Genomic DNA, 18,567 nt, shown 5'->3' with positions numbered 1-18,567 from the left:
GCCGCACAGATACAGTGTATATTATACACCCCTTTGCATTTTGTGTAAACGCCGCCGGGTGTAAAAAAATTGTGACCGACCCTTCCCCGCCCGCCGGGCAGCAAAAAAGGAGCAGCCGAAGCTGCTCCTCTTGCGTGTTTTATAGGGTTTTCAGGCTCACTCCACAATGATGCTCTTGCCGGTCATCTCAGCGGGGACGGGCAGGCCGATATACGGCAGCATGGTGGGTGCGATGTCGGCCAGGCAGCCGCCCTCGCGCAGTTTCACGTCGCCGCAGCCAACCGCCACAAAGGGCACCACATTGGTGGTGTGTGCGGTGAAGGGGGTGCCGTCCGGGTTCATCATCTTCTCGGCGTTGCCGTGGTCGGCGGTGATGAAGGCGCAGCCGCCGGCGTTCAGCACAGCGGTCACCACCTGGTCCACAGCGGTATCCACAGCCTCGACAGCCTTCACGGCAGCGTCGAACACGCCGGTGTGGCCGACCATGTCGCAGTTTGCGAAGTTCAGGATGACCACATCGTACTTGCCGCTCTCGATGCGCTTAACGCACTCGGCAGCAACCGCCGGGGCGCTCATCTCGGGCTGCAGGTCGTAAGTTGCCACCTTCGGGCTGGGGATGACACAGCGGTCCTCACCCTCGTAGGGAGCCTCGACGCCGCCGTTGAAGAAGAAGGTAACGTGAGCATACTTCTCGGTCTCGGCGATGCGCAGCTGGGTCTTACCGTTCTCAGACAGGTACTGGCCCAGAACGTTCTTCAGCTCCACGGGCGGGTAAGCCACCTCGCAGTTGGGCATGGTAGCGTCATACTCGGCCATGCAGACGTAGTGGACCTGTTTGCGGCCGCCGCGGCGCTCGAAGCCGGTGAAGGCGTCGTCGCAGAAGATGCGGGTCATCTGGCGGGCACGGTCGGGGCGGAAGTTCATGAAGATGACGGTGTCGCCGTCCTGCACGCGGCCGCCCTCGCAGGTGACGCAGGGCAGCACGAACTCGTCGGTCTTGTCGGCTGCGTAGGAAGCCTCGATGGCCTCGGCAGCGCTAGCGGCGTGGTTGCCCTCACCGTAGACAAAGGCGGCGTAGGCCTTCTCCTCACGGTCCCAGTTGTTGTCGCGGTCCATGGCGTAGTAGCGGCCGGAAACGCTGGCGATCTTGCCGATGCCCAGCTCGTCCAACTTGGCCTGCAGGTCGGCCAGGAAGCCCTTGCCGGAGTGCGGGTCGGTGTCGCGGCCATCGGTGATGCAGTGCAGGTAGACTTCCTTGGCACCCATGTGCTTTGCCATCTCCAGCACACCGAACCAGTGGTCCGCATGGCTGTGGACGCCGCCGGTGCCCACCAGACCCATCAGGTGGATGGCCTTGCCCGCGTCGATGGCAGCCTTCATGTTCTTGACCAGCACAGGATTCTTCAGCATCTCGCCGTCCTTGATGGACTTGGTGATGAGGGTGAGCTGCTGGTACACGATGCGGCCGGCACCCATGTTGGTGTGGCCGACTTCAGAGTTGCCCATCTGGCCCTCGGGCAGACCGACAGCCATGCCAGAAGCGTTGATGGTGGTCATGGGATATTTTGCCATCAGAGCATCGAGGTGGGGCTTCTTGGCGGCGACCACGGCGTTGCCAAAGGTCTCGTTCGGCACCCAGCCGAAGCCGTCCATGATGCACAGAAGAACAGGTTTCTTTGCCATAAAAGTAGATCTCCTTATGATTTGAACAAATAGCGCCCGGCACAGCGCTGGAAATGCGGCGCAGCCGGGCGCTGGGAAAACGTGTTATTGGTCAGCGCTTAGCCCTTGGTGGCTGCGTTGACGATGACTGCAAAGTCGGGGGCCTTCAGGGATGCGCCGCCGATCAGGCCGCCGTCCACATCCTTCTTGCTCAGCAGTTCCTCGCAGGTCTTGGCGTTCATGCTGCCGCCGTACTGCACGGTGGTAGCCTCGGCCACAGCCTCGCCGTACACCTCACCGATGACCTTGCGGATCTGGCCGCAGACTTCCTCAGCCTGATCGGCGGTAGCGGTCTTGCCGGTGCCGATGGCCCAGATAGGCTCGTAAGCGATGACGACATTCTTCATCTGCTCAGCGGTCACATCACGCAGAGCGATCTTGGTCTGCATGCGGACCAGCTCCTCGGTGACGCCCTCCTCACGCTGCTGCAGGCTCTCGCCCACGCAGATGATGACCTTCAGGCCGGCATTCAGGGCAGCCAGAGCGCGCTTGTTCACGGTCTGGTCGGTCTCGGCGAAATATTGGCGGCGCTCAGAGTGGCCGACGATGACGTACTCCACGCCCAGATCCACCAGCATATCAGCGCTGATCTCGCCGGTGAAGGCGCCGGACTTCTCGAAGTGGACGTTCTCGGCGCCCACATGGATATTGGTGCCCTTGGTCTTCTCCACAGCGGTGACCAGGTCGGTGTACGGGGTGCAGATGACGACCTCGCAGCCTGCATCTTGCACGGCGGGCACCAGCTCGTCCACCAGAACGGCAGCCTCGGAGGCGGTTTTGTTCATCTTCCAGTTGCCAGCAATAATAGCCTTGCGCTTTGCCTTATCCATGATACTCTATCTCCTTTATTTACCTTCTAACGTCAGAAGCGGCATCTTCCGCTCCTGCACAAATGAAAAGTGCGGCGGCGCAAAAGCCGCCGCACCCATTGTGATGCCGGGGAAAATTATGCGTTCTGGATGACTGCGATGCCGGGCAGCTCCTTGCCCTCCAGGTACTCCAGAGAAGCACCGCCGCCGGTGGAGATGTGGGTCATCTTGTCGCCCAGACCCATCTGCTGCACAGCTGCTGCGCTGTCGCCGCCGCCGATGACGGTGGTAGCATCGCTCTCAGCCATAGCCTTGGCAACAGCCAGAGTGCCTGCTGCCAGAGTGGGGTTCTCGAACACGCCCATGGGGCCGTTCCAGACAACGGTCTTGGAAGCCTTGACAGCGTCAGCAAACAGCTTCATGGTCTCGGGGCCGATGTCGCAGCCCTCCATGTCAGCGGGGATTGCAGTGACGGGCACCACGGTGACGTCCACGGGAGCATCGATGGGATCGGGGAAGTCCTTGATGCAGGCAGCATCCACGGGCAGCAGCAGCTTGACGCCCTTCTCCTGTGCCTTAGCCATCATTTCCTTGCAGTAGTCCAGCTTGGTGTCGTCGCACAGGCTCTTGCCGACTTCGTAGCCCTGTGCCTTGACGAAGGTGTAAGCCATGCCGCCGCCGATGATCAGGGTATCGACCTTCTCCAGCAGGTTAGAGATGACGTTCAGCTTGTCAGCGACCTTAGCGCCGCCCAGAATAGCGGTGAAGGGACGGACGGGATCGTTCACGGCGTTGCCCAGATACTTGATCTCCTTCTCCATCAGGTAACCGACAGCGGTATCCTTGATGTAGTCGGTGACACCGGCAGTGGAGCAGTGTGCACGATGGCAGCTGCCGAAAGCGTCGTCCACATATGCATCAGCCAGAGAAGCCAGCTCCTGGCTGAACTCGGGCATGTTCTTGGTTTCTTCCTTGCGGAAGCGGGTGTTCTGCAGCAGAACGACGTCGCCGTTGTTCATAGCAGCCACAGCAGCCTTTGCGTTCTCGCCCACAACATTGTCGTCGTCAGCAAACACAACGGTCTTGCCCAGCTTTGCGCTCAGAGCCACAGCAACGGGAGCCAGGCTGAACTTTGCCTCGGGGCCGTTCTTGGGCTTGCCCAGGTGGCTGCACAGGATGACCTTTGCGCCATCGTTGACCAGCTTCTGGATGGTGGGCAGAGCTGCATTGATGCGGTTCTCGTTGGTGATGACACCGTCCTTCATCGGGACGTTGAAATCGCAGCGGACAAGCACCTTCTTGCCGCAGTAGTTCTGATCGTCGATCGTCTTCTTACCTAAACCCATGGTAATAAACTCCTCTCAAGCTTTTTATTTCTGAACTAGAGTTTCGCTCGCATTCGGGGCCCTGCCCCGTATGCTACTATTATAAACAAAAAGCGCGCGTATTGCAAGGACATGCGATAGATAATTGTTTAACAAACATTTGCGGTTGTTGCGCCGAAATGTGTATAGTTTGACCGAAAGGCAGACTGCTTTCTTTCGTCCCACTCCACGAACCATAAGCCGTGCCAAACTTTATCAAGGCATCACAAATCGCTCTTGGAGCAGGTACTTTACCATATCTTCCGGATTTGCCGGTTTCGGGAACCTGCATTGTTTCACATACTGCATCGCCTGAATTTTAGCCTTTTCGTGGTCTCCTTTCAATGTTCGCTTTACTTTTCCATTTTTCTGCTCCCAGCGTTTTCTGAATTCAGTCTCTGCCTGTTTTGTACAGACCAGCTCACTATCCAGCGAGACCAAAATTTTTATCACAACATATGAAAAGCCAACGACGCTCCGCAAATTCAATTCAATTTTCTCTCCTAAAATCGGATTTCTTTTAAACAGCGGAAGTTCTTTTATTTCCAAGTTTTGCAACGTTGCATTTGTAATATAGGCATTGTATGCATCAACCGTTTTCTGATCCGCAATCATTCCATTGTGCATATAGCAATTTCTCGCTTCTTTAAATGCCCTGTAGCACATCATCATTACTTTGATATTGCCATAATTCCGGTCTCTTTTGATGCAGTAGGTCTGATAAAACGCGTCCTTCATGATTTGAGATGCGTTCCCCTGTAATCTTGCGATTTCGCGCTCTATGTTGTTAGGGAATTGCAATTTTTTCTCGTCTATTGTCCCATTATAAATATCGCTATTTAGTTCTTTTATCCATTCTTCATAAATTGGAATGGTACTGTTAAGCAGCATCCAGGAAAGCCCATTCAGCTGTTCTTCCCAACTCTGTGTCATAACGGTCTTTTTATAGTTCACACCATGTATCCCGCTGCCAGCCGTAAACTTATCTGCCAATTGTTTTTCGGTGATCAATGGCCATTCATCTTTTACGCCCTTCACTGCACAGCGTAGGTTCCATAGTCCTACCGCTATTGGCCACACTGTATCAAACGTATTGGTAATATTTTTAAGCGCCCTTTTTGTCGCTGTAAAGAAAACATCTTCCATCGTTTTTTCTCCTTTCCAACATCCGCTCCGTACTTTTCTCGGCCGTGCAGCAAAAAAGCACCCTGCCCTTCACGGTCTCCCGCAAAAGACAGGGTGCAAAACTCTACTTATACCGTTTCAGGCACTTGCAGACTAAGAGCTGTGATTAGCAGTTCTCAGCGAAGTACTTAATGGTACGGACCATCTGAGAGGTGTAGGAGTTCTCGTTGTCGTACCAAGACACGACCTGAACCTGATAGGTGTCGTCGTCGATCTTAGCGACCATGGTCTGGGTAGCGTCGAACAGAGAGCCGTAACGCATGCCGATGACGTCGGAAGAAACGATCAGGTCCTCGTTGTAGCCGAAGGACTCAGAAGCAGCAGCCTTCATAGCAGCGTTGATGGACTCAACGGTAACATCCTTGCCCTTGACAACGGCAACCAGGATGGTGGTAGAACCGGTGGGAACGGGCACACGCTGAGCAGAGCCGATCAGCTTGCCGTTCAGCTCGGGGATGACCAGGCCGATGGCCTTAGCAGCACCGGTGGTGTTGGGAACGATGTTCTGAGCACCAGCACGAGCACGGCGCAGGTCGCCCTTGCGCTGAGGACCATCCAGGATCATCTGGTCGCCGGTGTAAGCATGAACAGTGGTCATGATACCGGAAACGATGGGGTAGGTCTTGTTCAGGGTGTCAGCCATGGGAGCCAGGCAGTTGGTGGTGCAGGATGCAGCGGAGATGACCTGATCTTCCTTGGTCAGGGTCTTCTCGTTGACGGAGAAGACGATGGTCTTCAGATCCTTGCCTGCGGGAGCAGAGATGACGACCTTCTTTGCGCCAGCCTGGATGTGAGCCATGCTCTTTTCCTTGCTGGTGTAGAAGCCGGTGCACTCCAGAACGACATCAATGTTCAGCTCGCCCCAGGGAGCATCCTTTGCGTCCTTGACAGCGTAGATCTTGATCTCCTTGCCGTCAACGATGATGGAATCCTCGGTAGCCTCGACAGTGTGCTTGCCCTCGCCGATTTTGCCGCAGAAAGAACCCTGAGCAGTATCGTACTTCAGCAGGTGAGCCAGCATCTTGGGGCTGGTCAGGTCGTTGATTGCGACGACCTCGTAACCCTCAGCATCAAACATCTGACGGAAAGCCAGACGACCAATACGACCGAAACCATTGATAGCAACTCTAACAGCCATGTTAATAGTACCTCCTAATTATTTTACCCATAATTGGATAAATCACGGTATCTTTATTTTAGACCAAAACGCAGAAAGTTTCAAGTGTCTGCCAAAAAATTAACAAGACAATTGCAACTTTTTTGCTTTTGTACGATTTTGTCCGGCACAACTCTCCCGTTTTAGGCAATTGCGCCAACACAGTGCTAACATTTTTGTCAAGTCTGACTGTTTGCACAGGCCGCAGCGCACGCCGCGCCGATGCCGCCCACGCAGCACAGGCCGATCTCGGCAAAAATTTCCGCCCAGACAGCCGGGGCTGCCCAGCCGATGCCGGTCAGCAGAACGACCACCCGGGGCAGCTGCCAGCACAGGCACAGCGCAAAGGCGGCAAGCCCGGCGGCACACAGGGTCTTTGCATTGCCCGGCTGCAAGACGTGCAGCGCCCGCGCCAGCGCCGCAAGGAACACCAGCGCTGCCAGCGCCTGCCAGACCGCCGCCGTGGGCTGCACCCGGTGCCAGCTGGAGGAGTTCTCCATAAAGCGCATCAGCACGTTCCAGTAGAACAGCAGGCTGCCCGCCACGGCGAGATACAGCCCGCCGAAGGGCTTCTTCCAGTCATTGAGGCTCAGCCAGCAGCGGCCCATGGTGCTGAGCCACACCGAGCAGGCACATTCCAGGATGACGCGCACAAAGCCGCTCACCCCGGCCGCAGCACCCAGCGCGAACTGCACCCCGGCCGCAGCCAGGAAGCTCACCGCGCCCACGAAGGCCAGCACACCGGCCAGCGGCTGGCGGCTGCGAACGGCCTCAGCTTTTTTACCGGCTTTCCAGCCCACCAGCACGGCGGCCAGCACCACGATGCCCAGCGCCAGGTAACGCCACCACACCGAGCCCACCATGCACAGGCCGGTGGCGGCATCGGTGCCCAGGGCCAGGTCTGCTGCGCGCAGCACGCCCAGCAGGACCCCCAAAACAAAAACGAACAGTACAGAAGAATTCATCAGCGTTCCTCGATCGGCTTATATTTCTGGCGCACGCCCAGATACTTGTAGGCGGGACGAATGATGCGGTTGGCGAAGACGACCTCCTCCACGCGGTGGGCACACCAGCCCGGCACACGGGCAATGGCGAACAGCGGGGTGTAGATGTCTTCCGAGATGCCCAGCATGTTGTAGATCAGGCCGCTGAACAGGTCCACGTTGGCGCACACGGGCTTGGTGCTGCCCTTTTCCTCGGCGAAGATGCCGGGGGCCAGCCGCTCAATGCTGCACAGCATGTTGTATTCTTCCTCAAAGCCCTTTTCGTAGGCCAGGTGGCGGGCACGCTGCTTCAGGATCACCTCGCGGGGGTCGCTGATGGTGTAGACCGCGTGTCCCATGCCGTAGATCAGGCCGGAGCCGTCGCCCGCCTGCTTGCGCAGGATGCGGCGCAGATATTCGCGCACTTCGTCGTCGTCCTCGGGGTTCTCCACATGCTTGAGGATGTCTTTCAGCTGGCGGTTGACCATCAGGTTCGCGCCGCCGTGCTTGGGGCCCTTCAGCGCGCCGATGGCCGCCGCAATAGCGGAATAGGTGTCCGTGCCGGACGAAGACAGCACGCGGGTGGTGAAGGTGGAGCAGTTGCCGCCGCCGTGGTCCGCGTGGACCAGCAGGCACATATCCAGCAGCTTTGCTTCCTCGTGGGTGAACTTCTGATCCGGGCGGTAGGTGCTCAGAATGTGCTCTGCCGTGCTCTGGCCGGGCTTGGGCAGATGGAAGAACATGCTCTGCTTATCATAATAGCGGCGCTTCATCTGGTAAGCGTTCACCATCATGGTGGGCATGCTGGCAATCAGGTTGATGCTCTGGTTCAGAATGTTCTCCAGGCTCAGGTCTTCCGCGTGCTCATCGTAGGAGTACAGGCCCAGCACACAGCGCTGCAGCTTGTTCATCACGTTGGGCGAAGGGGCGTTCATGGTGTCCATGAAGCCTTCCGGCAGGGCGCGGTGCTCGGCCAGGATATCGCAGAAATCGTCCAGCTGTTCCCGGGTGGGCAGGCTGCCGAACAGCAGCAGCCAGATCACTTCCTCAAAGACGAAACGGTCGTTGCGGTAGGCCTCGTCCACGATCTCGTCGATGGGCACGCCGCGGTAGATCAGCTTGCCGGGGATGGGGATGATGTGGCCCTCCTGGTCCTTCTTGTAACCCACAACGTCGCAGACATTGGTCAGGCCTGCCAGCACGCCGGTGCCGTCCGGATTGCGCAGGCCGCGCTTGACGCCCAGCCGTTCGCTGGTCTCGGGGTCGATGTAGTTGTTCGCCATGTACTCCTCGCACAAGGTGCGCATGGTGTTGGGGTCCAGGGTCGCCACTTCTGAATGTGCAAAATTCATGGGGAGTTCTCCTTTCATCCTATGTTCTGATACTTTCCCTTCCACCCGCATTGGTGGACATAATTCTATCATAGCGCTTTTGTGCAGTAAATTCAAGCATCAACTGCGCCGCAGCCCGTTTTTCCGGGCAAAAACGTCATTTTATGCGTTCTTTTGCAAAAGAGGAAATGCTTTTTTCGCATCGTTTTGCATCCTGTTTCCGGTATTCTGATTTAAAAAACACGGTTGTCGGAGGGGGTTCGGCTATGAAAAAGTTTTTTCTGCTCTTGTGTGCGGCACTGCTGGTGCTGGGCAGTGCGCTGCCGCTGGTGAGCTATCGGCTCACCCGGGCCGTCCTTGCGCCGGAAACGCCCGCAGCATCGGAGGATGCCGTGCCCAGTGTACCGCCTGCCGACAGCAGCGCGGCGGAAGCACCCTCCGCCGATTCTGAGACCTTCCGGTTCGAGGACAGCTCCACCGGGCAGGTGGTGGAGCTGTCCCGCCGGGACTATGTTCTTGGTGCCGTGGCCGCCGAGATGCCGGTGAGTTGGCCGGACGAAGCGCTCAAGGCGCAGGCCGTGGCTGCCCACACCTATGCCCTCTATTGCCGCGACCATTCCGCCGCCGAGAACGGTGCCTGGCTCACCGCCGACCCTGCCCGGCGGCAGGGCTGCCTGACCGAGCCGGTGCTGCGCAGCTACTGGGGCACCGCTTATGACGAAAACTATGCCAGGCTCTCGTCCCTTGTGGACGAAGTACTGGACGACCTCCTTACGTATGAGAATTCCCCCGCCTGCACCAGCTACTTTGCCATCTCCAACGGCCGGACCGAGGCCAGCGAGAACGTCTGGGGCTCTGCCCTGCCCTACCTCGTCTCGGTGGACAGCAGCACCGACCTCGCCGCCGACAACTACGAATACACCGTCACCTTCTCGGCCGCACAGGTGCAGCAGGCACTGGCTGGGCTGGGGCTGACCGCCGACCTTGCCGCGCCGGAAAGCTGGTTCGGCCCGGCCGAGCTGACCGCCGCCGGGTATGCAAAAGCACTCCCGGTGTGCGGGCAGATTGTCTCCGGCACGGCGCTGCGGCGGGTGCTGGGCTTGCGCAGCACCTGTTTTACGGTGCAGTACCAGAGCGGGAATTTCAGCTTCACCACCCGGGGCTACGGCCACGGGGTCGGCCTGAGCCAATGGGGTGCAAAGGCGATGGCGGAACAGGGCGCAGGGTATGCGGATATTTTAGCGCATTACTACCCGGGAACGCAACTGCTGCGGTAAATTTACAATTTAAAATGCTCTCCGCTCCGCTCTGAGCATATCAGCGGATTTTTCTGGAGTTCTTTTTCACGGGATGGGGCCATAACAGGAAGCTTCATCTTATGAAATGTTCCACGAATCAAACGTTGTTTTCCGTACCGACCCTTTCTGTGAAAAAGTAAATCGGCAAAGCCCGCAGGCTTTGCCGATTTACAAATACAAATAATTTTTCCTCTGAATATGGCTAGAGTGAAACGGCGGCCATTTTAAATGGTTACGCTCAGATACGCACCATATCCGGCGTGATCTCCGCCAGAGAATGCGCACCGCACATCTGCATGGTGTCGGCCAGTTCCCCGGCCAGCTTATCAATGTAGCACTTCACGCCTTCTTCACCGCCGCCGTACACAGCCGTGACAAAGGGGCGGCAGATCAGCACGCCGTCTGCGCCCAGTGCCAGCGCCTTGAACACATCCACACCGGTGCGGATGCCGCCGTCCACCAGCACCTTCACGCCGGTGTCCTTGAGAGCCGCTGCGATCTCCGGCAGCACCTCGGCAGTGGCAGGGCACTGGTCCAGCACGCGGCCGCCGTGGTTGGACACCACGATGGCAGCAGCACCGGCTTCCTTTGCCTTCAGGGCCCCCTTGACGGTCATGACGCCCTTGACGATGAACGGGCGCTCGGCCAGCTTGACGATCTCGGCCAATTCTTCCACGCTCTTGCTGCCGGCCGGCGGGGTCATGTTTTTCAGGAACGGCAGACCCGCTGCGTCCACATCCATGGCCACGGCAAAGCAGCCGCTGGCCTTGGCCTCGGCCATCTTCTCCTTGATGGTGTCGATGTTCCAAGGCTTGATGGTGGGTACGCCGCAGCCGTTCGCCGCGCCGATGGCCTTGGTGGCCATCTCCATCACGGTGGGGTTGGTGCCGTCACCAGTGAAGGCCGCGATACCGTTCTCGGCGCAGGCACGCACCAGCACATCATTATAAGTCATGTCCGTGTAAGCTTCGGAGTAGTGCAGGTTCACGGCACCCACCGGGCCCGCAAAGAAGGGGTAGGCAAACGTCTTGCCGAACAGCTCCACATGGGTGTCCGGGGTGCCGCCCTCGCACAGGGTGTCCATGTTCACGCGGATGTCGGCCCACTTATTATAATTGCGGATGGCCGTGTCACCCACGCCCTTGGCACCGGGGCCGGGGATCTGGTTTTTGCAGGCTACGCCGTTGCACACCGGGCAGGCCTTGCAGTATTTGCCGATGCACTCGCGGGCATTGGCCAGCACTTCCGAATAAGTCATGATAAAATATCCTCCTTTGTTCCTCTTTCTGCGGCGCAAAACGACCTGCCGCAGCACTCTCTGCCCTCATCATAGCCCCGTTTTTTTCCTTCGTCAAGAGCTTTGGACATTTTCTGCGCCGGTTCGTTCCGGTCCTCCTGCGCAGGAGCGTCATTTTTCTCCAAATTGCAATTTTTTCGAAAAAATCCTTGACAAATATTCCTCTTTCAGGTATTATAGTAGGGCGCTGAGGCGCGGAACTGAATATGGAAAGATGGCTGAGTTGGTCTAAGGCGCACGACTGGAAATCGTGTAACGTGTCAAAAGCGTTCTGGGGTTCGAATCCCCATCTTTCCGCCAGAAGTCCGGAACTGAAAAGTTCCGGACTTTTTGTTTTTCCGCCGTTTTCCGCATTTGAAAAAAGTCCTTGACAAACGGGCTTCTTTCAGGTATTATAGTGTGGCGCCAAGGCGCAGAACTGAATATGGAAAGATGGCTGAGTTGGTCTAAGGCGCACGACTGGAAATCGTGTAACGTGTCAAAAGCGTTCTGGGGTTCGAATCCCCATCTTTCCGCCAGAAGTCCGGAACCGAAAGGTTTCGGACTTTTTGTTTTTCCGCCGTCTGCTTGACTTTTTGCTCCGCTTCCGCTATGCTGAACAAAATATCGTTTTACCGAAGGAGGATCATCATGGCTTCTTCCCGCAAGAAAAGGCGCGGCCTCTCCATTGCTGTCATCGTGGTGCTGTGCCTGCTTCTCATCGCCGTTGTGGCGGCGGCCGTCGGCTACAGTCTGGTCGCCCGCCGGGTCAAGGCCCTGCAGGCCGGGGCCAGCTTCACGCTGGATTACGAGATCACCCCCACCGCCGACTCCCCTGCCCTTTACGGCATCCTGCAGCAGGCCGGGGCCACCAACGGCACCGTCACCGGCCAGTATGCGCCGGACGCTTTGCAGCTGAGCATCGCGGCAAAAAAGGCCGTGATCCCGGCCGACCCGCTCACCCGGGTGTACGTCAGCAGCGACGAGACCCTTTATGATGTGGGCCAGCTGTACCGGAACGTCCGCACTTCCATCACGGATGCCTATCCGCTGGCCGGGCTGCTGATCCCGGATTGGTCGCTGGGCAGCTACATCTCCCAAAGCCAGCTGGCCAGCCTGCTGGGTGTCGACACCGAGGCCACCAGCCTGCAGGACGTGACCGAATTCCAGCTGGATGCAAAGGGCCTGCAGCGGGTCCAGCCGGAAAGTGCAAGAGACGGCTACCTCTACTTCCAGCTGAACACCGGCAGCGCCGGTGCCGATGCCCCGGTGCTGGTCGTCGGCTTCCAGAAGGACAAATTCTTTGACGACGCCATCCCGGTGGAGCTGCAGCTCACCATCCCGGCGCACGATGTCACCATCCGGCTTTCCGGCACCGTGAGCGCCCGGACCGTAACCCTCACCGCGCCTACCTCCTGCATGAAGGATGACGACATCCAGACGCTGGTCCAGATCCGCGAGACCATCCAGAGCGTTCTGCAGTTCGTGCAGAATGCATCTTAAACACAAAAAGAGCAGACGCGATGCGTCTGCTCTTTTTGTGTTTCTTATCAATTACCGGTCCAGGATGCGCCCGTCGGTGGAGAAGGTCACCACATTCCACGGGATGAACTTGCCGCTGTTCTTCAGGGCCGTGACGGCGGCATGTTCCAGCCCACCGCAGCAGGGCACCTCCATGCGCAGCACGGTCACGCTCTTGATGTCATTGTTACGGATGATCTCGGTCAGCTTTTCGCTGTAATCCACGGCGTCCAGCTTCGGACAGCCGATGAGGGTGACATGGCCCTTCATGAACTCCTCGTGGATGTTCGCGTAGGCATAGGCGGTGCAGTCGGCGGCGATGAGCAGCTTGGCACCGTCAAAATAGGGCGCGTTCACCGGCACCAGCTTGATCTGGCAGGGCCACTGCGCCAGCTGGGACTGCAGCGGTGCAGCGGCAGCGGGTGCGGCTGCCTGCTCCCGGTGGAACTTGCGCATGGCGCTGCCCGGGCAGCCGTGGAAGGCCGGAGCGGCAGGCTTTTCGGCGGCAGCCGCTGCCTTTTTCTGCTTGTTCTCCAGCACGGCCTGCTCGTCGTAGGCGGCGGCTTCGCGCTCGGTGAAGGTGATGGCACCGGTGGGGCAGCCGGGCAGGCAGTCGCCAAAGCCGTCGCAGTAGTCGTCCCGCATAAGCTTTGCCTTGCCGTTTACAAGGCCGATGGCTCCTTCATGGCAGGCGGTGACACAGGCCCCGCAGCCGTTGCATTTTTCTTCGTCTATATGAATGATTTTGCGGATCATGGGAAAGTCCTCCTTGCTTTGATGAACTGAGTATACTATAATCAGGCCAAAGCTTCGGTTGCCATAACCACGAAACGAGGATTTTTTCATGAAACTTGTTCCTTCGCCTTTGTTCCAGGGCCTTTCGCCGGCTGATCTGGATGCCCTTGCTGCCGCCGGGCTGCTGCGGCAGAAAACATTTGCAAAGCACACCGTCATTTTCCGCGCCGGGAGCCGGGTGCAGGAGATCGGCGTGGTGGTGCAGGGCACCGTCCACATCGAGAACCTCGACCTCTGGGGCACCAAAAGCATCCTGAGCAGCATTTCCGCCGGGCAGGCCTTCGCGGAGACCTACGCCTTCTGCGGCGACGCACTGATGGTGGATGCCGTTGCCGCCGAGGACTGCACCGTGCTGCTGCTGAGCACCCGTGTCCTTTCCGACGCCAGAGTGTCCCCCGCTGTGCGGGATACTCTGCTGCGCAACCTGCTGGCCGTTTCCATGCGCAAGAGCCTGAGCCTTTCCCAGCGCATCTTCTGCACCACACCCAAAACGGTACGCGGCCGCCTGCTGACCTACTTTTCCGCGCAGGCGGCAAAGGCGGGCGGGCTGGAGTTCGACGTGCCCTTCAACCGCCAGCAGATGGCCGATTACCTCAACCTGGACCGCAGCGCCCTCTCCAAAGAGCTGTGCAAAATGCGGGACGAAGGCCTGCTGGAATTTGAAAAGAACCACTTCCGGCTGAACGAACTGCCGGAATGACTCCGCTGCAAAGGCACAAAAATGCCCGCCGCATTTTTCGAAACACGGCGGGCATTGCTTTTCTCGGTCAGGCTCAGACCGTTTCCTTCACGGCCTTCTTGCGGGGTGCGCACTTGCGCTTGGGCTTCTCTGCTGCAGGCTTTTCCTCTGCGGGTGCCTCGGCCTTTGCGGCGGGAGCGGCTTCGGCCGTTTCTGCCTTGGCAGCCGCCTTTGTGGTCTTCTTGGCGGCAGTCTTGCGGGCAGGCTTTGCGGGCTTTTCCACCGGAGTTGCTTCGGTCTTCACAGTTTCCTCTGCCTTCGGTTCTTCCGCCTTGGCGGCTGCCTTCTTGGTGGTGCGGGGCTTGCGGGCGGCAGGCTTTTTAGCCGGGGCCTTTTCCTCGGCGGGGGCAGCTTCCGCAGCTTCCACGGCAGGCTCCTCAGCCTTCTTGGCGGCGGCACGCTTTGCGCGCTCCTTCACCTCATTGATGGTCCACAGCTGGTCCTCTGCGCCGGGCACTTCCTGCCAGATCTGCAGCACGGTGCCCACAGCGGCCCCCATGCCCACAGTGTCCACACACTTGCCGCCGGCCCAGGACGAGCGCAGGCGCACGGTGCCTTCTGGGGTGGGCTGGACGCTCCACATCTGGGAGGTGCCGCCCACATCCTCCCACAGATGCAGCCAGGTGCCGTTGGCGGTGCCGGTCATGGTCAGGTCCAGCAGCTTGCCGGAAGCGCGGTTGCGGATGCGGTAGACGCCGTCGCCCACGCGGACGAAACTCCACTCCTGCTCGGGCTTGTGCTCATACTTGCCCAGACGAACGGTGCCGCCTTCCTTCGCGCCCTCCACAGCCTGGATGACGTTGCCGGTGTGCGCGGCGATGGTGTAAAAGTGATCGGCTTCGATCACGGTCTGTGCGACAGTTTTCATCATTTTTTCCTCCCTATGGTTCATGGCCGGCCCTGCTCTGCCTGCGGCGGCCGCCCATATTGTCCGGTGCCTGCACCAGCGTGCAGGCCTCTTTGTTCTCCTCATGGTAAATGATACCACATATCGTGATTTTTCACAAGTAATTCGACCATCCTTTAGCAAAACTGACAAAAAGCTCTGCCCTTTCGGGTGGTTTTTCTCCCGCTCGACCGGCCCAAAGCGTGCATTTTTCTGTTTCCGGGGCTCTCGACTTTTCGCCGCAGCTGCGTTATACTATGTGCCGGTGCTCCGTGCACCCGCCAGAATCATCCGCCGCCCTTTGTCACACAGGGCGGTTTTCGCATCCTATAAAAAGAAGGAGGTCCTTTCATGACATCCGATGAACTCAACATCCGGCAATATAAAAAGATGACCGAGACGCCCATCCCCAAGCTGATCTTAGGGCTGGCGGCTCCCACCATTTTAAGTATGCTCATCACCAGCATCTACAACCTGGCCGACACCTTCTTTGTGGGCCAGATCTCCACCAGCGCGTCCGGCGCGGTGGGCGTGGTCTCCAGCCTGATGGCCATCATTCAGGCGCTGGGCTTCACGCTGGGCCACGGCTCCGGCACCATCATCAGCCGCAGCCTGGGCAGCCGCAACACCGAGGCCGCCACCCGTTTTGCTTCCACCAGCTTTTTTACGGCACTGGCCGTCGGCGTGGTGCTGGCCGTCATCGGCCTTGCGACCCTGCCCGGCTTCATGATGCTGCTGGGCAGCACGTCCACCATTCTGCCCCACGCCTGTGCCTATGCGCGGCCCATCCTTATCGCGGCCCCGCTGATGATCTCCAGCCTTGTGATGAACAACATCCTGCGCTATGAGGGCAAGGCCAGCTTTGCCATGATCGGCCTAGTCACCGGCGGCGTGCTGAACATCGTGCTGGACCCCGTCTTCATGTTCGGCTTCGGCCTCGGCACCGCCGGTGCGGGCATCGCCACCGCCCTCAGCCAGACCATCAGCTTTGGCATCCTGCTGTCCATGTTCCTGCGGGGCAAAACAGTCAGCCAGTTCCGCATCACCGCCGTCACCCGTGAAGCCCGGGAGTTCGGCATGATTTTGATCGGCGGCGCGCCCAGCTTCGGCCGCCAGGGCCTGCAGAGCATCGGCGGTATGCTGCTGAACATTGCCGCCCGCAGCTACGGCGACGCCGCCGTGGCCGGCATGAGCATCGTCTCCCGCATCTTCATGTTCATCATCTCGGTGGCCATCGGTGTCGGGCAGGGCCTGCAGCCGGTGGCGTCCTTCAATTATGGTGCCCGCAAGTACCGCCGGGTGCGGCAGGCGGCCATCTTTACGGTAGGTGCGGCCTTCTGTATGCTGGTGGTGCTGGTGGGCCTGTGCTGGCTGAACGGTGATGCCCTCATCCGGCTGTTCCGCGACGACCCGGAGGTGACGGCCATCGCCCTGCCCGCCTTCCATTACCAGTGTCTGGCCGTGCTGCTGCAGCCGGTCATCGTTGTGGCGAACATGACCTTCCAGAGCGTGGGCAAGGCCGGGCGCGCCACCTTCCTGGCCTGCTGCCGCCAGGGCGTGTTCTTCATCCCGCTCATTCTCCTGCTGCCCCGCACCCACGGCCTTGTGGGCGTGGAGATCTGCCAGCCCATTGCGGATGTGCTCACCTTCCTCGTCTCGGTGCCCTTCCTGCTGGCGTTCCTGAACCAGCTGGGCCGGATGGACGACGCCGAGCACGCCAAAACGGCGTCCTGAACGCTTGTCACCAAACTGTAATCAACAGCCGCGTTTTCCTGCAATGGAAAGCGCGGCTGTTTCGTATTATAATTGAATCGGGATTTTTCCCATTTACAAGAATGCTTTTCGGTTCCTCTGCATTGACAAGGAGTGATCGTATGAAACGCTTTTCTTCCCAGATGAACCGCATCGGCTGCGCCGCCGTGTGCGTCTCGCTCAGTCTCGCGCTGGGCTGCGGGTGCGCCGTGCTGCCTCCCGCTTCCAGCAAACCGGCATCGTCGGCCTCGGTCCCCACCGACTCAAGCGGCAAGCCGCTGTACGACGCCTCCCGGCTGGACGACGGCCAGCTGCGGGCGCTCTACGGCTACGACCGTGCCGGCAGCAGCACCGCCATCCTCTGCGGCAGCAAGGTGCTGTACCAGTCTGCCCGCAGTGAAAATGTAACCCTTCTGCAGGATGTCGTCACCGGCGAGACGGATTACTGGTTCCGCAGCTGGTCGGACCCCACCGGCCGGGGCGGACGCCGCAGCGCCCTCTATGATAAGGACGGCACTGAAGTGCTGGCCTTTGACGGCGAACAGAGTGCCACCCTGCAGAACGGCCTGCTGGTGCTGCAGGAAAGCCGGCTGGTCAACGGCGAATATCAGGACGGCTACAGCGGCTATGGCACCTGTCAGGTCATCGACCCGGCCACCGGCGAAAGCCTGCCCGTACCGGAGGGCGCATACGCCTGCGTCGTGTGCGGTGACCGCCTCGTCTATACCTGCTACGCCCGCCCGGCCGACCTTGCCGACGACGAATGGGACGATGACACCTCCCTGCACAGCTGGGTCATCGTTCTGACGAAAGACGGCACGCAGGTGTATGGAGCCGACACCTCCACCGCTTACCGCATTTCCTATTCGCCCGATGAGCTGACCGACTGGGTGGAACTGGATACCTACCACGCCGACGGTGCACCGGTGGACCAGATGCTTTATAATCCCACCACCGGTGAAAGTTTTACGGGCTACACCCAGACCTGCGGCAACGGCACGGCGTGCTTTGTCACCGACGATGGCCGGTACGAGCTGCGGGACATGACCACCGAGGACCGCGGGGTCATCAGCACCTTTGAGGACATGCCCAGCCATTATTTCCCGGGTTCTGTGGTCACCTGGCGCACCACCGGTGATTACGGCTATGACCTGCACGACCTTGAGACCGGCGAGGTGACGCCGCTGTATGCCTGCAGTGTCACGGACAACACCATCGCCCTCTATGCCAAAAACGGCAGCCTGCGGGTCTATGACACCGACACCGGCAAGATCATCACAGATACCACCGTGGAGCCGGTGGAGAACCAGCAGAGCGTGATGATGGACAGCGCGGGCAACGGCTACGTCTGGCTGGAACTGCGGAACAACGACAACTACGAGACCACCGCCACCCGCGTCTACGGCCCCGAGGGCCTTGTCTCCGACCTGACCCATCTGCAGAGCAAATACTACGCCCTGAACTACCTCACCGCCACCCCGGAGGGCCGTCCGCTGTATTGCGGCGTTTCCGACACCCTCAGCAACAGCGGCTCGCTGTGCGACGTGCTGGACGAAAACGGCAACGTGGTACTCAGCGGCCTCGGCAGCTGCTACAGCTATTACGCCAACAGCCTGAACCACCTGCCCGACCATGTGTTCGTGGCGCAGCGCGGCTTCTACTACGGCTGGATGGACACCGACGGCAATTGGCTTTTCTGCCAGAGCATCTTTTCTTCCATCAATTCCGATGACGAACTGGGTTATTGAGC

15 protein-coding genes and 2 tRNA genes are annotated in these 18,567 nt (G+C 59.1%); 7 read left to right on the top strand and 10 right to left on the bottom strand.

What is annotated here, in order from left to right; translation table 11 throughout:
• Positions 1 to 156 precede the first annotated feature (156 nt).
• From gpmI to CGS49_RS02430, 7 genes are all read right to left on the bottom strand, one after another.
• Entirely contained in the window at positions 157 to 1,683 is a 1,527-nt protein-coding gene (gene gpmI, locus CGS49_RS02460; RefSeq protein ID WP_097800343.1) for a 2,3-bisphosphoglycerate-independent phosphoglycerate mutase, read from the bottom strand.
• Between the two features lie 98 nt (positions 1,684 to 1,781).
• Positions 1,782 to 2,552, bottom strand: coding sequence for a triose-phosphate isomerase (gene tpiA / locus CGS49_RS02455; protein WP_097800342.1), 771 nt, complete (start codon positions 2,550 to 2,552; stop codon positions 1,782 to 1,784).
• Between the two features lie 116 nt (positions 2,553 to 2,668).
• Positions 2,669 to 3,877, bottom strand: coding sequence for a phosphoglycerate kinase (locus CGS49_RS02450; protein WP_097800341.1), 1,209 nt, complete (start codon positions 3,875 to 3,877; stop codon positions 2,669 to 2,671).
• Between the two features lie 234 nt (positions 3,878 to 4,111).
• Positions 4,112 to 5,041, bottom strand: a complete 930-nt coding sequence (locus CGS49_RS02445) for a hypothetical protein (protein WP_097800340.1) — start codon at positions 5,039 to 5,041, stop codon at positions 4,112 to 4,114.
• A gap of 145 nt (positions 5,042 to 5,186) precedes the next feature.
• On the bottom strand, positions 5,187 to 6,218 hold the full coding sequence (gene gap / locus CGS49_RS02440; RefSeq protein WP_097800339.1) for a type I glyceraldehyde-3-phosphate dehydrogenase: 1,032 nt from the start codon (positions 6,216 to 6,218) through the stop codon (positions 5,187 to 5,189).
• Between the two features lie 197 nt (positions 6,219 to 6,415).
• The gene (locus CGS49_RS02435; protein ID WP_097800338.1) at positions 6,416 to 7,201 is read right to left on the bottom strand and encodes a hypothetical protein; all 786 of its coding nucleotides are present in this window, start codon (positions 7,199 to 7,201) and stop codon (positions 6,416 to 6,418) included.
• Entirely contained in the window at positions 7,201 to 8,571 is a 1,371-nt protein-coding gene (locus CGS49_RS02430) for a citrate synthase (protein ID WP_097800337.1), read from the bottom strand. Before CGS49_RS02430 ends, CGS49_RS02435 begins: the two co-directional genes overlap by 1 nt.
• Before the next feature lie 245 nt (positions 8,572 to 8,816).
• On the opposite strand from CGS49_RS02430, the gene spoIID reads away from it, so the two are divergent.
• Entirely contained in the window at positions 8,817 to 9,827 is a 1,011-nt protein-coding gene (gene spoIID / locus CGS49_RS02425) for a stage II sporulation protein D (RefSeq protein ID WP_097800336.1), read from the top strand.
• Between the two features lie 259 nt (positions 9,828 to 10,086).
• Here the strand turns inward: spoIID and CGS49_RS02420 are convergent, their stop codons facing one another.
• A complete protein-coding gene (locus CGS49_RS02420) occupies positions 10,087 to 11,106 on the bottom strand; it encodes an alpha-hydroxy-acid oxidizing protein (protein WP_097800335.1) in 1,020 nt (339 codons plus the stop codon).
• Between the two features lie 247 nt (positions 11,107 to 11,353).
• On the opposite strand from CGS49_RS02420, the gene CGS49_RS02415 reads away from it, so the two are divergent.
• The 3 genes from CGS49_RS02415 to CGS49_RS02405 all read left to right on the top strand — a co-directional run bounded on the left by CGS49_RS02415 (position 11,354) and on the right by CGS49_RS02405 (position 12,627).
• A tRNA-Ser gene (locus CGS49_RS02415) sits at positions 11,354 to 11,445 on the top strand.
• A 126-nt stretch (positions 11,446 to 11,571) separates the two neighbouring features.
• Positions 11,572 to 11,663: transfer RNA gene (locus CGS49_RS02410), tRNA-Ser, on the top strand.
• A gap of 112 nt (positions 11,664 to 11,775) precedes the next feature.
• Positions 11,776 to 12,627: a phosphoheptose isomerase family protein gene (locus tag CGS49_RS02405; protein ID WP_097800334.1), complete on the top strand. Its 852-nt coding sequence runs from the start codon at positions 11,776 to 11,778 to the stop codon at positions 12,625 to 12,627.
• Between the two features lie 51 nt (positions 12,628 to 12,678).
• Here the strand turns inward: CGS49_RS02405 and CGS49_RS02400 are convergent, their stop codons facing one another.
• Entirely contained in the window at positions 12,679 to 13,401 is a 723-nt protein-coding gene (locus tag CGS49_RS02400) for an ATP-binding protein (RefSeq protein ID WP_097800333.1), read from the bottom strand.
• Positions 13,402 to 13,489: 88 nt separating this feature from the next.
• Between CGS49_RS02400 and CGS49_RS02395 the strand changes: the two genes are divergently transcribed.
• Positions 13,490 to 14,140 carry a Crp/Fnr family transcriptional regulator gene (locus CGS49_RS02395; RefSeq protein WP_097800332.1) on the top strand — a complete coding sequence of 217 codons (651 nt, stop codon included), beginning with the start codon at positions 13,490 to 13,492 and terminating at the stop codon, positions 14,138 to 14,140.
• A 73-nt stretch (positions 14,141 to 14,213) separates the two neighbouring features.
• Here CGS49_RS02395 and CGS49_RS02390 read toward each other — a convergent pair whose 3' ends face one another.
• Entirely contained in the window at positions 14,214 to 15,050 is an 837-nt protein-coding gene (locus tag CGS49_RS02390) for an RICIN domain-containing protein (RefSeq protein WP_242975328.1), read from the bottom strand.
• A gap of 366 nt (positions 15,051 to 15,416) precedes the next feature.
• Here CGS49_RS02390 and CGS49_RS02385 point away from each other — a divergent pair, with 366 nt between their 5' ends.
• Entirely contained in the window at positions 15,417 to 16,799 is a 1,383-nt protein-coding gene (locus CGS49_RS02385) for an MATE family efflux transporter (RefSeq protein ID WP_097800330.1), read from the top strand.
• 140 nt (positions 16,800 to 16,939) lie between these two features.
• Positions 16,940 to 18,565, top strand: coding sequence for a DUF5046 domain-containing protein (locus CGS49_RS02380; RefSeq protein ID WP_097800329.1), 1,626 nt, complete (start codon positions 16,940 to 16,942; stop codon positions 18,563 to 18,565).
• The last annotated feature ends 2 nt before the right edge of the window (positions 18,566 to 18,567 follow it).

The organism is Faecalibacterium langellae (genome assembly GCF_002549775.1).
Taxonomy (GTDB): Bacteria; Bacillota; Clostridia; order Oscillospirales; family Ruminococcaceae; genus Faecalibacterium; species Faecalibacterium langellae.
This window is presented reverse-complemented; position numbering and strand designations above follow the sequence as displayed.

Excerpts from the sequence above, each read along its gene's own strand:
- gpmI (WP_097800343.1), bottom strand. The coding sequence starts at position 1,683 with ATGGCAAAGAAACCTGTTCTTCTGTGCATCATGGACGGCTTCGGCTGG.
- tpiA (WP_097800342.1), bottom strand. The coding sequence starts at position 2,552 with ATGGATAAGGCAAAGCGCAAGGCTATTATTGCTGGCAACTGGAAGATG.
- CGS49_RS02450 (WP_097800341.1), bottom strand. The coding sequence starts at position 3,877 with ATGGGTTTAGGTAAGAAGACGATCGACGATCAGAACTACTGCGGCAAG.
- CGS49_RS02445 (WP_097800340.1), bottom strand. The coding sequence starts at position 5,041 with ATGGAAGATGTTTTCTTTACAGCGACAAAAAGGGCGCTTAAAAATATT.
- gap (WP_097800339.1), bottom strand. The coding sequence starts at position 6,218 with ATGGCTGTTAGAGTTGCTATCAATGGTTTCGGTCGTATTGGTCGTCTG.
- CGS49_RS02435 (WP_097800338.1), bottom strand. The coding sequence starts at position 7,201 with ATGAATTCTTCTGTACTGTTCGTTTTTGTTTTGGGGGTCCTGCTGGGC.
- CGS49_RS02430 (WP_097800337.1), bottom strand. The coding sequence starts at position 8,571 with ATGAATTTTGCACATTCAGAAGTGGCGACCCTGGACCCCAACACCATG.
- spoIID (WP_097800336.1), top strand. The coding sequence starts at position 8,817 with ATGAAAAAGTTTTTTCTGCTCTTGTGTGCGGCACTGCTGGTGCTGGGC.
- CGS49_RS02420 (WP_097800335.1), bottom strand. The coding sequence starts at position 11,106 with ATGACTTATTCGGAAGTGCTGGCCAATGCCCGCGAGTGCATCGGCAAA.
- CGS49_RS02405 (WP_097800334.1), top strand. The coding sequence starts at position 11,776 with ATGGCTTCTTCCCGCAAGAAAAGGCGCGGCCTCTCCATTGCTGTCATC.
- CGS49_RS02400 (WP_097800333.1), bottom strand. The coding sequence starts at position 13,401 with ATGATCCGCAAAATCATTCATATAGACGAAGAAAAATGCAACGGCTGC.
- CGS49_RS02395 (WP_097800332.1), top strand. The coding sequence starts at position 13,490 with ATGAAACTTGTTCCTTCGCCTTTGTTCCAGGGCCTTTCGCCGGCTGAT.
- CGS49_RS02390 (WP_242975328.1), bottom strand. The coding sequence starts at position 15,050 with ATGATGAAAACTGTCGCACAGACCGTGATCGAAGCCGATCACTTTTAC.
- CGS49_RS02385 (WP_097800330.1), top strand. The coding sequence starts at position 15,417 with ATGACATCCGATGAACTCAACATCCGGCAATATAAAAAGATGACCGAG.
- CGS49_RS02380 (WP_097800329.1), top strand. The coding sequence starts at position 16,940 with ATGAAACGCTTTTCTTCCCAGATGAACCGCATCGGCTGCGCCGCCGTG.